This is a genomic window from Tenacibaculum sp. M341, from assembly GCF_004337695.1.
In the GTDB taxonomy this organism is placed as follows: domain Bacteria; phylum Bacteroidota; class Bacteroidia; order Flavobacteriales; family Flavobacteriaceae; genus Polaribacter.
On the sequence record NZ_SJXJ01000002.1, the window covers coordinates 95,151 to 109,228 of the forward strand.

At 30.5% G+C, this 14,078-nt stretch carries 19 protein-coding genes; 1 reads left to right on the forward strand and 18 read right to left on the reverse strand.

What is annotated here, in order from left to right; genetic code table 11:
- Window position 1: 1 nt before the first annotated feature.
- The 9 genes from EYW44_RS02320 to pdxA all read right to left on the reverse strand — a co-directional run bounded on the left by EYW44_RS02320 (window position 2) and on the right by pdxA (window position 7,191).
- A complete protein-coding gene (locus EYW44_RS02320; RefSeq protein ID WP_132722020.1) occupies window positions 2-415 on the reverse strand; it encodes a DUF6691 family protein in 414 nt (137 codons plus the stop codon).
- A 3-nt stretch (window positions 416-418) separates the two neighbouring features.
- On the reverse strand, window positions 419-976 hold the full coding sequence (locus EYW44_RS02325) for a YeeE/YedE family protein (RefSeq protein ID WP_132722022.1): 558 nt from the start codon (window positions 974-976) through the stop codon (window positions 419-421).
- A 1-nt stretch (window position 977) separates the two neighbouring features.
- The gene (locus tag EYW44_RS02330) at window positions 978-2,216 is read right to left on the reverse strand and encodes a 3-deoxy-D-manno-octulosonic acid transferase (RefSeq protein WP_132722024.1); all 1,239 of its coding nucleotides are present in this window, start codon (window positions 2,214-2,216) and stop codon (window positions 978-980) included.
- 69 nt (window positions 2,217-2,285) lie between these two features.
- Window positions 2,286-3,623: an acetyl-CoA carboxylase biotin carboxylase subunit gene (gene accC / locus EYW44_RS02335; RefSeq protein ID WP_132722026.1), complete on the reverse strand. Its 1,338-nt coding sequence runs from the start codon at window positions 3,621-3,623 to the stop codon at window positions 2,286-2,288.
- An 85-nt stretch (window positions 3,624-3,708) separates the two neighbouring features.
- Window positions 3,709-4,197, reverse strand: coding sequence for an acetyl-CoA carboxylase biotin carboxyl carrier protein (gene accB, locus EYW44_RS02340; RefSeq protein ID WP_132722028.1), 489 nt, complete (start codon window positions 4,195-4,197; stop codon window positions 3,709-3,711).
- Between the two features lie 25 nt (window positions 4,198-4,222).
- On the reverse strand, window positions 4,223-5,218 hold the full coding sequence (locus EYW44_RS02345) for a beta-ketoacyl-ACP synthase III (protein ID WP_132722030.1): 996 nt from the start codon (window positions 5,216-5,218) through the stop codon (window positions 4,223-4,225).
- 133 nt (window positions 5,219-5,351) lie between these two features.
- On the reverse strand, window positions 5,352-5,549 hold the full coding sequence (gene rpmF, locus EYW44_RS02350; protein WP_132722032.1) for a 50S ribosomal protein L32: 198 nt from the start codon (window positions 5,547-5,549) through the stop codon (window positions 5,352-5,354).
- A gap of 1 nt (window position 5,550) precedes the next feature.
- On the reverse strand, window positions 5,551-6,093 hold the full coding sequence (locus EYW44_RS02355; protein ID WP_132722034.1) for a YceD family protein: 543 nt from the start codon (window positions 6,091-6,093) through the stop codon (window positions 5,551-5,553).
- Between the two features lie 63 nt (window positions 6,094-6,156).
- Window positions 6,157-7,191 (reverse strand): 4-hydroxythreonine-4-phosphate dehydrogenase PdxA, encoded by a 1,035-nt coding sequence (gene pdxA / locus EYW44_RS02360; RefSeq protein WP_207893743.1) that lies wholly within the window; start codon window positions 7,189-7,191, stop codon window positions 6,157-6,159.
- Between the two features lie 57 nt (window positions 7,192-7,248).
- Here pdxA and EYW44_RS02365 point away from each other — a divergent pair, with 57 nt between their 5' ends.
- On the forward strand, window positions 7,249-7,839 hold the full coding sequence (locus tag EYW44_RS02365; RefSeq protein WP_132722036.1) for a riboflavin synthase: 591 nt from the start codon (window positions 7,249-7,251) through the stop codon (window positions 7,837-7,839).
- A gap of 47 nt (window positions 7,840-7,886) precedes the next feature.
- On the opposite strand, the gene EYW44_RS22075 is transcribed toward EYW44_RS02365, so the two are convergent.
- The 9 genes from EYW44_RS22075 to EYW44_RS02405 form a co-directional block, all read right to left on the reverse strand.
- Complete coding sequence (locus tag EYW44_RS22075; protein WP_165872140.1) at window positions 7,887-8,045, reverse strand: hypothetical protein; 159 nt, start codon at window positions 8,043-8,045, stop codon at window positions 7,887-7,889.
- A 256-nt stretch (window positions 8,046-8,301) separates the two neighbouring features.
- Complete coding sequence (locus EYW44_RS02375; protein WP_132722038.1) at window positions 8,302-8,541, reverse strand: hypothetical protein; 240 nt, start codon at window positions 8,539-8,541, stop codon at window positions 8,302-8,304.
- A 380-nt stretch (window positions 8,542-8,921) separates the two neighbouring features.
- Window positions 8,922-9,101, reverse strand: coding sequence for a hypothetical protein (locus EYW44_RS02380; RefSeq protein ID WP_132722040.1), 180 nt, complete (start codon window positions 9,099-9,101; stop codon window positions 8,922-8,924).
- Between the two features lie 260 nt (window positions 9,102-9,361).
- The gene (locus EYW44_RS02385; protein WP_132722042.1) at window positions 9,362-9,610 is read right to left on the reverse strand and encodes a hypothetical protein; all 249 of its coding nucleotides are present in this window, start codon (window positions 9,608-9,610) and stop codon (window positions 9,362-9,364) included.
- Window positions 9,611-9,728: 118 nt separating this feature from the next.
- Window positions 9,729-9,965, reverse strand: coding sequence for a hypothetical protein (locus EYW44_RS02390; RefSeq protein ID WP_132722044.1), 237 nt, complete (start codon window positions 9,963-9,965; stop codon window positions 9,729-9,731).
- Between the two features lie 84 nt (window positions 9,966-10,049).
- Complete coding sequence (locus EYW44_RS02395) at window positions 10,050-11,345, reverse strand: HlyD family efflux transporter periplasmic adaptor subunit (protein WP_132722046.1); 1,296 nt, start codon at window positions 11,343-11,345, stop codon at window positions 10,050-10,052.
- A gap of 60 nt (window positions 11,346-11,405) precedes the next feature.
- On the reverse strand, window positions 11,406-11,597 hold the full coding sequence (locus EYW44_RS02400) for a hypothetical protein (protein WP_132722048.1): 192 nt from the start codon (window positions 11,595-11,597) through the stop codon (window positions 11,406-11,408).
- Between the two features lie 18 nt (window positions 11,598-11,615).
- On the reverse strand, window positions 11,616-11,777 hold the full coding sequence (locus EYW44_RS22080; RefSeq protein WP_165872141.1) for a hypothetical protein: 162 nt from the start codon (window positions 11,775-11,777) through the stop codon (window positions 11,616-11,618).
- 82 nt (window positions 11,778-11,859) lie between these two features.
- The gene (locus EYW44_RS02405; protein ID WP_132722050.1) at window positions 11,860-14,046 is read right to left on the reverse strand and encodes a peptidase domain-containing ABC transporter; all 2,187 of its coding nucleotides are present in this window, start codon (window positions 14,044-14,046) and stop codon (window positions 11,860-11,862) included.
- Between the last annotated feature and the right edge of the window lie 32 nt (window positions 14,047-14,078).

Below are 14,078 nucleotides of genomic sequence, written 5' to 3' on the forward strand. Positions count from 1 at the left end.
TTTAGTTTGGTAACTTCTTACTCAGTAATCCGTAAATAAAAGCACCTAATACTGCTCCTAATAAAACAACAAGAATAGATATTATTCCATTTCCTAATAAAACAAAAATAGGACCAGGACAAGCACCAGCCAAAGCCCAACCTAAACCAAATATAGTACCACCTACAAAAGTTCGTATAAAGCCTTTCTTTTTGGCTTTTACAGTTATAATATTTCCTAATGAATCTTTAATAATTCCTTTTTTAAACAAGAACATAAAAATCATAGACAAACTAACAGCAGAACCAATAATACCATACATGTGAAATGATTGAAATTTAAACATTTCAAATATTCGATACCATGATATTGCTTCAGATTTAGTTAATACAATACCAAATAAAACTCCGATGGCTAAAAACTTAATATTTTTCATAACTTAAAAAATTAAAGGAAAAAGAATCCATACCATTATTAAACCACCTACAAAAAATCCAATTACAGCAATTAATGAAGGTAGTTGTAAGCTACTTAAGCCAGTAATTGCATGACCAGAAGTACAACCACCTGCATATCTAGTTCCGAAACCGATTAGCAATCCAGCAATTAATAAAATAGAAAAACCTTTAACAGTAAGTAGCTTGTCTAAGCTAAATAATTCATTCGGTGCATATAAATTTTGATGGTATTCAAAACCTAGCTTTTGTAAATCGTTAATAGTTTCAGGACTAATATTTGTTACCTGTTCTGTAGATAAAAATGAGCGAGTAATAACTCCTCCAATAATTAAACCTATTATCATGGCAATAGCCCAATCTCTTTCTTTCCAATCTTTTTTAAAGTAATCAGAAACTTTTCCTGCACCAGCAATGGTACACATTGTTTCTAAGTTGGTAGATATACCAAAACTTTTTCCAAAGTAAAAGGTTAAAAATGAAACGATAGCTATTAAAGGACCAGTAACATACCACGCCCAAGGCTGTAAAATAAAATCCATATTAAATTATTTGGTTGATATAATTTATAACTATGTCAGTAGCACCTATATTATTTTTTACATAATTTTTATTGATCTCTCCCATAGTTATTCTTAATTCTAAGTTTTTTTTCAGTTCAAAAAAAATACTCGAAAATTCTTCTTGATTTAAAATTGCTTTACTACCACCTAAATCAAGTAAATCGATAGCTTCTTTAAATTTTGTGTGTTTATTACCTCCAAAAATTACAGGCACACCATAGGTAGCAGGCTCTAAAATATTATGCAAACCAGTAGCAAGTCCGCCACCAACATAGGCAGTATTAGCGTATGAGTATATTTTAGTAAGCAAACCTATTGTATCAATTATTAAGACTTGATATTCTTTTAGGTTCACATTATTTCTTTCAGAATATAAGATAGATTTTTTTAAAATTTTATTTCTTAATTCTTCAATTTTTACACTGTTTATATTATGCGGAGCAATAATGAATTTTTCGCTATCCGTAGCTTTGTCATTTATATAGTTTACTAATAGTTCCTCATCTTCAGACCAAGTACTGCCAGCAACAAGCGTGTAGTTTCCATCTTTAAATTCTTCTACAAAATCAATATAATTATCTTGTTGAAGAATTTCAAATACTCTATCAAAACGAGTGTCTCCAGAAACAGTTGTGTTTCTTAAATCAATGTTTTCTAAAAGTTCTTTAGATGAAGTGTTTTGAACAAAAAAGTGATGAAAAGAAGTTAGAAAATTGCGCATCCATTTACCATGTTTCTTAAAAAACAGTTGATCTTTTCTAAAAATCCCAGAAACTAAAATTGTTTTAGTATTTGTTCTTTGTAACTCGTTTAAAAGATTAGGCCAAAATTCGTATTTTACTATAATGGCTATTTTAGGATGTACATGCTTTATAAATTGTTGTACCTTTTTTTTAGTATCAAAAGGAAGGTAACAAACAGTATCTGCTAAATTATAATTTTTTCTAATTTCATATCCTGAAGGAGAAAAGAAAGTGACTACTATTTTATAAGAAGGATATTGTTTTTTTAATCGTTCTATAATTGGTCTAGCTTGCTCGAATTCACCCAAAGAAGCAGCGTGAATCCAAAAAACACTATCAGTAGGGTTAATTGATTTTAATTTATCAAAAGTCTCTTTACGTCCTTCTACAAATAATTTTATTTTAGGATTGAATATTGCAATTATTTTTAGAAAAAAGTATGCTATGTGTAGAACGCAATTGTAAATAAAAATCATAACAACTAAATAGTTAAATAAAAAAATCAGTGACAAAAGCCACTGATTTGATGTTATTAATAAATGAGTTTATTTCATCTCAAATTCTTCCATAAATTTAGTGGTATAGTTACCAGCAACATAATCAGGATGATCCATTAATTGTCTATGGAAAGGAATAGTAGTTTTAACTCCTTCAATTACATACTCATCTAAAGCACGCTTCATTTTGTTAATAGCTTCTTCACGTGTTTGTGCAGTAACAATTAACTTAGAAATCATAGAATCGTAGTTTGGTGGAATCATATAACCAGCATAAACATGTGTGTCAATTCTTACACCATGTCCACCTGGGGCATGATAAGAAGTGATTTTTCCAGGAGCAGGTCTAAATCCATTAAAAGGATCTTCTGCATTAATTCTACACTCAATAGAATGTAATTGAGGTGTGTAGTTTTTACCTGAAATAGGTACTCCAGCAGCGACTAAAATTTGTTCACGAATTAAATCATAATCCACAACTTCTTCAGTAATTGGGTGCTCTACCTGAATACGAGTGTTCATTTCCATGAAGTAGAAATTACGGTGCTTGTCTACTAAAAATTCAACAGTACCAGCTCCTTCATATTTAATGAACTCAGCAGCTTTAATAGCAGCTTCTCCCATTGCATTTCGTAATTCATCAGTCATAAAAGGAGACGGAGTCTCTTCAGTTAATTTCTGATGACGACGTTGAACAGAACAATCTCTTTCAGATAAATGACATGCTTTACCAAATGAATCACCAACAATTTGAATTTCAATATGTCTTGGTTCTTCAATTAATTTCTCCATGTACATATCGTCATTACCAAAAGCAGCTTTTGATTCTTGTCTAGCAGAATCCCAAGCATCTTTTAAGTCCTCTTCTTTCCAAACGGCACGCATACCTTTTCCTCCACCACCAGCAGAAGCTTTTAACATTACTGGATATCCAGTTTCTAAAGCTATTTTCTTACAAGTGTCAAAGTCAGTAATTACACCTTCACTACCAGGAATACAAGGTACACCTGCAGCAATCATGGTAGATTTAGCGTTTGCTTTATCTCCCATTTGGTCAATCATTTCTGCGCTAGCTCCAATAAATTTTATATCGTGCTCTTCACAAAGTTTAGAAAATTTAGCATTTTCAGATAAGAAACCATAACCAGGGTGAATTGCATCAGCATTTGTAATTTCAGCAGCAGCTATAATTCTGTCCATTTTTAAATAAGACTCACTACTAGGCGCTGGTCCAATACAAACAGCTTCATCAGCAAATTTTACGTGTAAACTTTCTGCATCAGCTTTAGAATATACTGCTACAGTTTTAATACCCATTTCTTTACAGGTACGCAACACACGAAGTGCGATTTCGCCTCTATTGGCGATTAATATTTTTTTAAACATCTTGAATCAAATTAGTTAATTAGCTAACTAGTCAATTAGCGCTAGAAAACGATTTCGTCTCTAACTTCTAATTTTCTAATTTAACTTACGATGGGTCTACTAAAAATAATGGTTGATCAAATTCTACAGGAGTAGAATCGTCTACTAATACCTTAACGATTTTACCAGATACTTCTGATTCAATTTCATTAAATAATTTCATTGCTTCGATAACACAAACAGTGTCTCCAACTTTTACTTCTTTACCTACTTCTGTAAATACAGGTTTGTCTGGAGAAGGCTTACGGTAAAAAGTTCCAATAATAGGTGATTTTATAGTAAGATACTTAGACTCATCATCATCACTATTATTAGTAGTAGTAGCAGCTGCAGGAGCTTCCACAACAGGTTGTTGAGCTACAGGTGCTTGCATAATTTGAGGTGCAGCAGCTATAGGAGCAGCCTGAATTATCTTAGTTTCACTTTCAGTTCCTGTTTTGATGGTGATTTTAACATCATCCATTTCTAACTTCACTTCACTAGCACCAGATTTTGCTACGAACTTTATAAGGTTTTGGATTTCTTTAATGTCCATTGTTTATAATTTTAGTTGATTGTGTCTATTTATTATAGGCCCACTTTAAATAGATAGCTCCCCAAGTGAAGCCACCACCAAAAGCGGCAAAAATTAAATTATCTCCTTTTTTTAGTTCTTTTTCATAGTCATTTAGTAACAAAGGTAAAGTAGCAGAAGTTGTATTACCGTACTTATGAATATTCATCATTACTTTGTCGCTATCTAAGCCAATTCTATTGGCTGTTGCTTCTATAATTCTTTTATTAGCTTGATGTGGAACTAACCAATTAACAGTATCTTTAGTTAAGTTGTTTCTATTTAAAATTCCTTCAGAAACATCTGCCATATTTGAAACTGCAAATTTAAAAACGGTTCTTCCTTCTTGATGAACATAGTGTTGTCTGTTGCTTATAGTTTCTTCAGAAGCTGGTAATATAGATCCGCCAGCTTCAATTTTTAAGAAATCTCTACCAATACCATCACTTCTTAAAAGCTCATCTTGTAAACCATACCCTTCTTCATTTGGTTCAAATAAAACAGCACCAGCACCATCACCAAAAATAATACAAGTAGCTCTGTCTGTGTAATCAATAATTGACGACATTTTATCAGAACCAATTAAAAGTACTTTTTTATATCTTCCAGATTCGATATAGCTTGATGCAGTAGACATTCCGTACAAAAAACTAGAACAAGCTGCCTGTAAATCATATGCAAAAGCATTTACAGCGCCTATTTCTGTTGCAGTGTATACTGCTGTAGAAGCCACTGGCATATCAGGAGTAGCTGTTGCTACTATAACTAGATCAATTTCTTTAGGATCAATGTTGTTTTTTTGAATTAAATCTTCAGCTGCTCTAATAGCCATGAAAGAAGTACCCGCATTTTCTTCCTTTAGTATGCGTCTTTCTTTAATACCAGTTCTTGTTGTAATCCACTCATCATTGGTATCTACCATTGTTTCTAACTCTTTATTAGTTAAAATATATTCTGGGAGATATTTTCCTACTGCTGTAATTGCTGCAGTTATTTTAGCCATGTTTGTTACGTATAGTAAATTTAGTTTTCAAAAGTAGTAATTTTTTTTTCACTACATAACGAAAAAAACGCCAAAAACAATTGTTTTTGACGTTAAAAAGTTAAAACCTCGTTTAATAGAGGTCTATTTTATACTAAGCTTCAGCTTCTACAGTGTTATCTAATACTACTTGACCACGGTAATATAACTTACCTTCGTGCCAGTGAGCTCTGTGATATAAATGAGCCTCACCTGTAGTAGGATCAACAGCTATCTGTGGCATAGAAGCTTTATAGTGAGTTCTTCTCTTGTCTCTTCTAGTTTTTGATATTTTTCTCTTAGGATGTGCCATTTTATGTGTTTTTTCCTGTTAATAAATCTTTTAATTTATCCCATCTAGGGTCAGTTGATTTTTCTTCAACTGTTTTCTCTTTGTTAATTTCTAACTCTTTAAGTTTTTTTAAAGTTTCAGATTCCATAGTTCCATCTAATACCTTTGGATGAATTCTCTTACTAGGTACAGAAAGTACTGAAAGTTCGTAAATATATTGAGCTACATTTAATTGATACTCATCTAGAGGAAGAATTAAAATTTCGTCATTATCGTCGTTGAACTCTGGTCCAAACTTCACAACTAACTTAAAATCTCCTTCAATATTTTGATCAAAATACTCACCTGTAACATCGCAAGGTATGTTAACACTACCTTTTAATGAAAAAGTAAGTTCAAATAATGTACTTTTTTTTACAAAATCAATATCTACTGTTAAATCAGTATTATTGAACTCATTATATTGAAACTCTTCAAAGAACTTATTGTCAATCTGGTATTGAAAACTATGATTTCCTTCTTTTAAACCAACAAAAGGAATGTTAAATTGTTTTAAACCTTTCATTTACAATATCAATTTGAGGGCGCAAATATAGTAAAATGTTTTTTAAAAATGAATAAATAAAAATTATTTTACTTTTAACTTATTTGCTTCTAATTCAACATATTCATTTCTATTCTTGAAAATTTTCAAAGAAGTGAATAGTGCTTCTTTGAAAGAATCAGGGTTTGCTTTGTTTTTTCCTGCTATATCAAAACCAGTTCCGTGATCTGGAGAGGTTCTTATTTTTTCTAATCCGGCTGTAAAATTCACACCGTTTCCAAATGATAACGCTTTAAAAGGCGCTAAACCTTGATCGTGGTACATTGCTAAAACTCCATCAAATTGTTTGTAAGTTTTAGATCCGAAGAAACCATCAGCAGCATAAGGTCCAAAAACCATTTTACCAGTCTGTTTAATAGTTTCAATCGTAGGTCGTATAATTTCATCGTCTTCCTTACCAATAGTTCCATTATCTCCACAATGTGGATTTAAACCTAATATTGCTATTTTAGGTTTACTAATGTTAAAGTCTTGTTTCAACGATTGGTGCATAACAGTAACTTTTTCAGTAATTAATTCTGGAGTTATTGTTTCTGCTACTTTAGAAACAGGGATGTGTCCTGTTATTAAACCAACTCTAAGCTCTTCAGTTAATAAAATCATTAAACTTTTACCTTCTAGTTTGTCTTCCAAATATTCTGTATGACCTGGGAATTTATATTCTTTAGATTGAATATTTTCCTTGTTGATAGGTGCAGTAATTAATATGTCTACTTGTTTACTTTTTAAAGCTTCTGTAGCTTCAGTAAATGATTTTATAGCATATTTACCTCCTTGATTAGTTGTTTTGCCTAATTCAATTTTAACTTCTTCTTTCCAAATATTAAGTAAGTTAATTTTGCCATGAACAATTTTATCAATGCTTTGTATTCCGTGAATGTTATTATTCATGTTTAAGGCTTTTTTGTGAAATGAAATCACTTTATTTGAACCAAATAAAACAGGAGTACAAAATTCTAACATTCTTTTGTCTTCAAAAGTTTTTAGAATAACTTCAATACCAATTCCATTAATGTCTCCAATAGAAATACCTACAATTATTTTATCTGTTTTTTCCATAATAGCCTTATGATGTCGTATTTTTGATGTTAACAAAAGTAATTAAATTTTTATTGAATGTTTACAGGTATTATTGAAACACTTGGAAAAGTAAAGAATATAGAGAAAGAAAAAGAAAATGTACATATTACTGTAGAGAGTTCTATTACAGATGAATTAAAAATAGATCAAAGTGTTGCTCATAATGGTGTTTGTTTGACGGTAGTAGAAATTAATGGAGATGAGTATGTGGTTACTGCGATTAAGGAAACTATTGATAAAACAAATATTGGAGATTTACAAATTAACGATATTGTTAATTTAGAGAGAGCTATGAAGCTAGGTGATCGTTTAGATGGTCATATTGTTCAAGGACATGTTGATGAAGTAGGGGTTTGTAAAAATATTCAGGATGAGCAGGGGAGTACTGTTTTTACTTTTGAATATGATAGCAAAAGCGCTAATTTAACTATTGAAAAAGGATCTATAACAGTAAACGGAGTGAGTTTAACTGTTGTAAATTCTAAAAAACATGAATTTAGTGTGGCTATTATACCTTACACATTAGAGCATACTACATTTAAGAATTTTGAAGTAGGAACTAAGATAAATTTAGAGTTTGATGTATTAGGTAAATATGTTACTAAATTACATTCATTGCAAAATTAAAATAAAGGCTATCTAATTCAGATAGCCTTTTTTATATGTTTTTTTGATTAAAAGAAATCTCCTTCTAATCTACAAATACAGCCCATACATAAATATCCACCAGGACATTCATTATCAGAGTGACATTCCAAAACAACACCACCATTAATTAGTGTTTGTTCATTTTTGTTCAATTGTTTTCCTAAGTTTAAAATTGATTTTTTCATAATTTTTTAAAATATAAAAAGTTGATAAAATCCTTGATCATTTTAAAGACACTCAAGGTTTGTGTCTGTTGTTTTATAGATTAATATTTTTACTTGATAACATTTTAAGTTGATAGAAAAAACGTTCTATAAGTCTAAGGTCTTCTGTTATTAAATCAGCATTACCTTGCATTTCTTGTTTAAATTCGATCTATTTATTGTCTGTTGTTTTAAGACTTTTAGGTAATTGTACATCAATTAAATAATTTCCCATCGGTTATTCACAATAAATTCTTACTTGAAAACCATCAGAATCACCAAAAAATGAAGTGCAAGGTTCACATCGAGTACAAGTCGGATTAGCCCCATTTCCTATAGCAGCACTCATAGCTGCATTACAAAATCGTATTTGAGAATAACAGCTACTGCTAATAAGTAGGTTGCCAAACCCTCCGTTTATTTGTTTTTGTTCTGTTTTGTTTAGTTGTTTTCCTAAGTTTAAAATTGATTTTTTCATAATTTTTTAAAATATAAAAAAGATGATAAAATCCTTGATCATTTTAAAGACACTCAAGGTTTGTGTCTAATTCTTTGCGAGAGAATATTTTATTAGTAGAAATAATCTGTGTAAACGCAACGCGGACCATTAAGAACTAGAGACCAGCCTGGGCATTCACAGACGTATCTACCACTGTAGAATCCAGGTGCTCCGCATGCAGTTCCACCATTAATTGTTTTTTGTTCCGTTTTGTTTAATTGTTTTCCTAAGTTTAAAATTGATTTTTTCATAATTTTTTAAAATATAAAAAGTTGATAAAATCCTTGATCATTTTAAAGACACTCAAGGTTTGTGTCTATTCTTCGCGAAATTTTTATAATGAAGTAATTAAATACTTTTTAATATGGACATTTATCAGATAGTAAAACATATCCACTAGGGCAATATCCATAGTGACCACCGTTTTCACAGATGTCTAAAGCTGGTGATCCATCTGGGCAGAAAAATAATCCCCCATTAATATTTTTTAATTCTTGCTTATGAAGCTTTTTACCTAAGTTTAAAATTGATTTTTTCATGATAAAAGGTTAATGATTAATAAAAAAATATTGCTTTTATAAAGCAATTGTATTTAGATAGGTTAACAGTAGATTCTTTGGCAAGTGTCGAAACAATCTCCTAATTCTATTCTGTCTTTTGAATCTATGACGCATTGATTGTAACATTGAATGCAACTCATGCCTCCTAAAATATTTTTTTGAGTGCTTTTAGTTAAGACTTTTCCTAGGTTTAAAATTGAATTTTTCATGATTATTAAGGTTAAAAGAGGTTTGTATTGTTAACAAATAGGTCTAGTACTGTCGTTACATATACTATTACAAGGAACAGAGTATGACCCAAAAGGACTAAAGCATAATCCAGTTGAGTTACCACCTCCTCCGCCATTTCCGTCTAAACAAGGATGGTTAGGAGGAACTTTACAAGGGCATCCAGGAGGAGCTATATCACAACCGCCTATTTGACCATTGACTTTTTTTTGTTCGATTTTGCTAAGTGGTTTTCCTAGATTTAAAATTGATTTTTTCATATTGAGTTGATTTAAAATTGTGGAAATTATTGTACGCTTAAATATCCAGATAAACTCTAAAAGTTCTTATCTGGATAAATAAATGATTTAAAATTTATATTATTAAAATAAATGGGTTTTATCCAAATATTCTTAGTTCAACTCCTTGTTGACCAAACTCAGTGGTGCATTGAAAGCATCTAGTGTTTAAAGGATTAACACCGTTAGAAACAACGCTTTCTAGTAAGCTTTCACAAGTTCTGTTGGATCTACAACCACTACCAATAAAGAAGTCACCGAATCCGAATCCTCCGTTGATTTTTTTTTGGTCAGTTTTACTCAATTTTGTTCCTAAGTTTAAAATTGATTTTTTCATGTTTAAAGATTTAAAAAATTAATTAAATCCTTGATCATTTAAAGACACTCAAGGTTTGTGTCTATTCTTTGCGAGAGAATATTTTTATTTGACAATATTTTTAAGTTGATAGAAAAATCGTTCTATCAATCTAAGGTCTTCAGTAATTATATCTGCAGTTCCCTGCATTTCTTGTTTAAAGTCTATTTCTTTATTATATGTAGTTTCTAGTTTTTTAGGTAGTTGAACATCAATCAAATAATTGCCTTCAAGATCAGGGGTTGATGAGATGAATTTTACTTTTCCATTTAGTTTTCCAAATTCATCTGGAGGGTAGTTAAGTAACTTGATTTGTACTTTTTGACCAACTTCAATTTTACCTGAGTTAGCAATAGGTGCTTTAATTTTACCGATAAAAGAATCGAATTGATCTGGTATAATAGTAAAAATTAAATCCCCGCTATTTACATTTTGATTTTTATTCCAAAATGAAAGAGTAGAAACTTTTCCTCCTATAGAAGTTTTAAGCGCATAAGCATTTTCCCAGTCTTTAATAGCTTTTTTTAAGTATAAAAATGATTGCTCAGCTTTCTTTTTGATTCTTAAATCACTTTGTGTTTTTTTAATAGATGTATTGTCTAAGTTTTTTGCTGAATTATTTATAAGTTCTCTCATTTGAGAAATAGAAGTTTCAAGATTTTTAAAAGCTCTTTCTTCTTGTAGAAATTCAACTTCTTTCATTTCCTTATCTTTCGCAGAAATAACACCTTTAGAAAACATTTTTCTGCTTCTTTCTAAATCTTTCTTTTTAAAGTCTAGTTGTTTTTTATTTAGTTTTTTCTGATAGATTAAATTTTGTAATCTGCCTTTTGCTTCTACAACAGACATTTTGTTAGCAAAAGTTTCAGATTTAAATGGGGTTAATTCATTGTTTAGTTTGTATTCGTAATAATCGTTTTGAAATTGCGAAAAACTAGTGGTAATGTCTCCTAATATTAATGGAGGTAAGCTTTCAATAGGGAACTCAAACTTTTCTTGATCAATAACTACAGTATCTACAATGCTTTTTAATAATAATACATCTTTATAAGAAGCGCTATTTTCTATAACAGCAAGTACTTCATTCCTCTTAACAGTATTTCCTTCTCCAGCTAATAAAACTTCAAATTGTCCGGCAGATTTAGCAAATATTTTTTCTGGCGGTATAGTGGTTGTTACCATCACTTCAGAAGAAATTACATCTGGGTATTTGATAAACCATGAAATAAAAAGTAACATAAATATAAGTATCAATATAAGAGAGTTACCATAACGAATCATCCAATTCGGTACTTTGGTTAGTATCTCTTGTACTTCTTCACTTCTAATTTCTATGTTGTCTTGAGAATTATTTTCTGGCATTTGAGTTTTATTTGTAAAAATAGGGAAGATAACTTCTTCCCTATAAAGTTTTATTTCTAATTAATAAGCTTGTATACAGCAATTTCTGAAACAAGCGATTGGAGCTCCTGGTAAAATTGTGTTTACGCATTCTGAGCAACTGTTCACGTAATAACTTCCAAATCCGGCACAAATATTTGAAATACTTCCGTTAATTTGTTTTAATTCTTGGTTATTAAGTTTTTTTCCTAGGTTTAAAATTGATTTCTTCATTGTTTTGAATATTTAAAATTAAACCATTTCAGGTAATGGACATCCCCAGCAATTTCTGTCACTACTATTGTAAGCACCTCCATTGTTAGCGTAACAAGCTCTACAGTTGCTTCCTCCGTTAATGCTTTGTTGTTGCTTTTTGTTTAAGGTTGTTCCTAAATTTAAGATTGATTTTTTCATAATAATTAAGATTTAAGTTGATTAAATCCTTGATCGTTTAAAGACACTCAAGGTGTATGTCTATTCTTCGCGAAAAAATATTTTAGCTACCTAATTCTAATTGATTTTTAACTAGATGGTAGTAACTTCCTTTTAGTTTAATTAATTCATTATGGTTTCCTTTTTCTACAATTTTACCCTTTTCTAGCACAACAATTTGGTGTGCGTTTTTTACAGTACTTAATCGGTGAGCAATTACAACAGCTGTTTTGTCTGAGAAAAATGTATTTAATTTTTCCATAATTGTTTTCTCATTATTAGCGTCTAATGCAGATGTAGCTTCGTCAAAGAATAAGAATTTAGGGTTTTTGTACACAGATCTAGCGATTAATAATCGTTGTTTTTGTCCTGTACTAAGTCCGCTTCCTTCACTACCAATTTTAGTGTTATAGCCAAGAGGCAGTGCTTCTATATAATCAGAAATGTTCGCAACATCAATTGCATGAGCTAATTTTTCTTTGTCAACATAATCTTCCCCAACAGCTATATTTTTGGCTATAGTATCGTTAAAAATGTATCCTTCTTGCATTACTACACCACAATTTCTTCTCCATTCTTTTTGAGAAATGCTCTTGAAGTTGAAATTACCTAATACAATATCTCCTTTGTCTACTTGATAAAAACCTAATAAAAGTTTCATTAAAGTGGTTTTTCCACTACCACTAGTTCCTACAATAGCAGTTGTTTTATTAGCGGGAATGGTGAGTGTTAAGTCTTTTATAACAGGGTCAAGACCACCGGTATATCTAAAATAAATATCTTTAATTTCTATGTCGTTGTTTGTCGGTATATTAGTTACTTTTTCATCATTAGGATTTTCTTCATCTTCCATGTTATGGATTTCTCCAAGTCTGTCTAGTGAAATTTGAGCGTCTTGTAAATCTCTCATGAAATTTATTAACTGAGTAATAGGACCATTTAATTGACCAACAATGTAGCTAATAGCCATCATCATACCTAAAGTTATGTTTCCATCAATAACTAATTTGGCAGATAAAATTGTGATAAACATATTTTTTAACTCATTGATAAGGTTAGAACCTACACTTTGAGTTTGTTCTAGGGCTAAACTTTTGGTAGCTACTTTAAATAATCTGGCTTGAACATATTCCCAGTTCCATCTCATTCTTCTTTCAGCATTATGCAATTTAATTTCTTGCATACCATTGATAAGTTCTATAACCTTACTTTGTTCTTGACTTACTTCAGAAAATCTTTTGTAGTCTAATTCTTTTCTCTTTTTGAAAAAGAAAAGTACCCATGTGAAATATAGTACACTTCCTATTACAAATACACCGAAAATTTGTAAACTATAATATCCAAGAACAAGACTGAATATTATTAGGTTTACAAATGAAAAGAGTACTGTTAAAGAAGATGTAGTTAGTATTCTTTCTATTCTTTTATGATCGTTTATTCTTTGTAATAAATCTCCAGTCATTCTTACATCAAAATAAGAAATAGGCAATTTCATTAATTTTATAAAGAAATCAGAGATAAGAGAAATGTTGATTCTTGTACTCAAGTGGAGTAAAATCCAGCTTCGAATAATTTCTAAAGAAGCTTTACCAAGGAATAAAAATAGTTGAGCGAATAAAATTAAATAGACAAAATTAATATCTTGATTCTCGATTCCTACATCAACCACACTTTGCGTAAGGAAAGGAAGAATTAATTGTAGTAAACTTCCTGCTAGAAGTCCTATAATTAATTGAGCAATAAATTTCTTGTATTTGATTAAATATTTGAAAATAAATGAAAAACCAAATTTTTGGTCTTCATCAAATTCTTCTTCATAAAATTTTGGCGTAGGTTCTACAAGTAAAGCAATTCCTTCTTCAGTGTTTTCATCTGCGTTATTACCTATCCAGTGCTTTATAAACTCTTCTTTGGTGAATGTGATAAGTCCATGAGCTGGATCAGAAATAAAAACAGTGTCTTTTTTTATTTTATAAAGTACTACATAGTGATTTTTATTCCAGTGTACAATACACGGAAGAGGGGCTTCTCTTAATTTTTCAAAAGCTAATTTAATACCTAAAGATTTAAAACCTATTGATTCAACAGCTTCGCTAAGTCCTAGTAAACTACTACCTTCTCTTGTAGTTTCGCTTAAGTTACGAAGTTGTTGGGTATTTATATTTCTACCGTAATGCTTAGCAATAATTTTTATACATGTAGGTCCGCAATCTTTGGCCTCTGTTTGTTTATAGTGTGGAAATTTTTTCAAACAAGATGATGTTAAATTAACTGGAAGGGTTG

Excerpts from the sequence above, each read along its gene's own strand:
- EYW44_RS02375 (WP_132722038.1), bottom strand. The coding sequence starts at position 8,541 with ATGAAAAAATCAATTTTAAACTTAGGAAAACAACTAAACAAAACAGAA.
- EYW44_RS02390 (WP_132722044.1), bottom strand. The coding sequence starts at position 9,965 with ATGAAAAAATCAATTTTAAACTTAGGAACAAAATTGAGTAAAACTGAC.
- EYW44_RS02395 (WP_132722046.1), bottom strand. The coding sequence starts at position 11,345 with ATGCCAGAAAATAATTCTCAAGACAACATAGAAATTAGAAGTGAAGAA.
- EYW44_RS02400 (WP_132722048.1), bottom strand. The coding sequence starts at position 11,597 with ATGAAGAAATCAATTTTAAACCTAGGAAAAAAACTTAATAACCAAGAA.
- EYW44_RS02330 (WP_132722024.1), bottom strand. The coding sequence starts at position 2,216 with ATGATTTTTATTTACAATTGCGTTCTACACATAGCATACTTTTTTCTA.
- EYW44_RS02385 (WP_132722042.1), bottom strand. The coding sequence starts at position 9,610 with ATGAAAAAATCAATTTTAAATCTAGGAAAACCACTTAGCAAAATCGAA.
- EYW44_RS22080 (WP_165872141.1), bottom strand. The coding sequence starts at position 11,777 with ATGAAAAAATCAATCTTAAATTTAGGAACAACCTTAAACAAAAAGCAA.
- EYW44_RS22075 (WP_165872140.1), bottom strand. The coding sequence starts at position 8,045 with ATGAAAAAATCAATTTTAAACTTAGGAAAACAATTGAACAAAAATGAA.
- accC (WP_132722026.1), bottom strand. The coding sequence starts at position 3,623 with ATGTTTAAAAAAATATTAATCGCCAATAGAGGCGAAATCGCACTTCGT.
- EYW44_RS02380 (WP_132722040.1), bottom strand. The coding sequence starts at position 9,101 with ATGAAAAAATCAATTTTAAACTTAGGTAAAAAGCTTCATAAGCAAGAA.
- EYW44_RS02320 (WP_132722020.1), bottom strand. The coding sequence starts at position 415 with ATGAAAAATATTAAGTTTTTAGCCATCGGAGTTTTATTTGGTATTGTA.
- pdxA (WP_207893743.1), bottom strand. The coding sequence starts at position 7,191 with ATGGAAAAAACAGATAAAATAATTGTAGGTATTTCTATTGGAGACATT.
- EYW44_RS02355 (WP_132722034.1), bottom strand. The coding sequence starts at position 6,093 with ATGAAAGGTTTAAAACAATTTAACATTCCTTTTGTTGGTTTAAAAGAA.
- accB (WP_132722028.1), bottom strand. The coding sequence starts at position 4,197 with ATGGACATTAAAGAAATCCAAAACCTTATAAAGTTCGTAGCAAAATCT.
- EYW44_RS02365 (WP_132722036.1), top strand. The coding sequence starts at position 7,249 with ATGTTTACAGGTATTATTGAAACACTTGGAAAAGTAAAGAATATAGAG.
- EYW44_RS02325 (WP_132722022.1), bottom strand. The coding sequence starts at position 976 with ATGGATTTTATTTTACAGCCTTGGGCGTGGTATGTTACTGGTCCTTTA.
- EYW44_RS02345 (WP_132722030.1), bottom strand. The coding sequence starts at position 5,218 with ATGGCTAAAATAACTGCAGCAATTACAGCAGTAGGAAAATATCTCCCA.
- rpmF (WP_132722032.1), bottom strand. The coding sequence starts at position 5,549 with ATGGCACATCCTAAGAGAAAAATATCAAAAACTAGAAGAGACAAGAGA.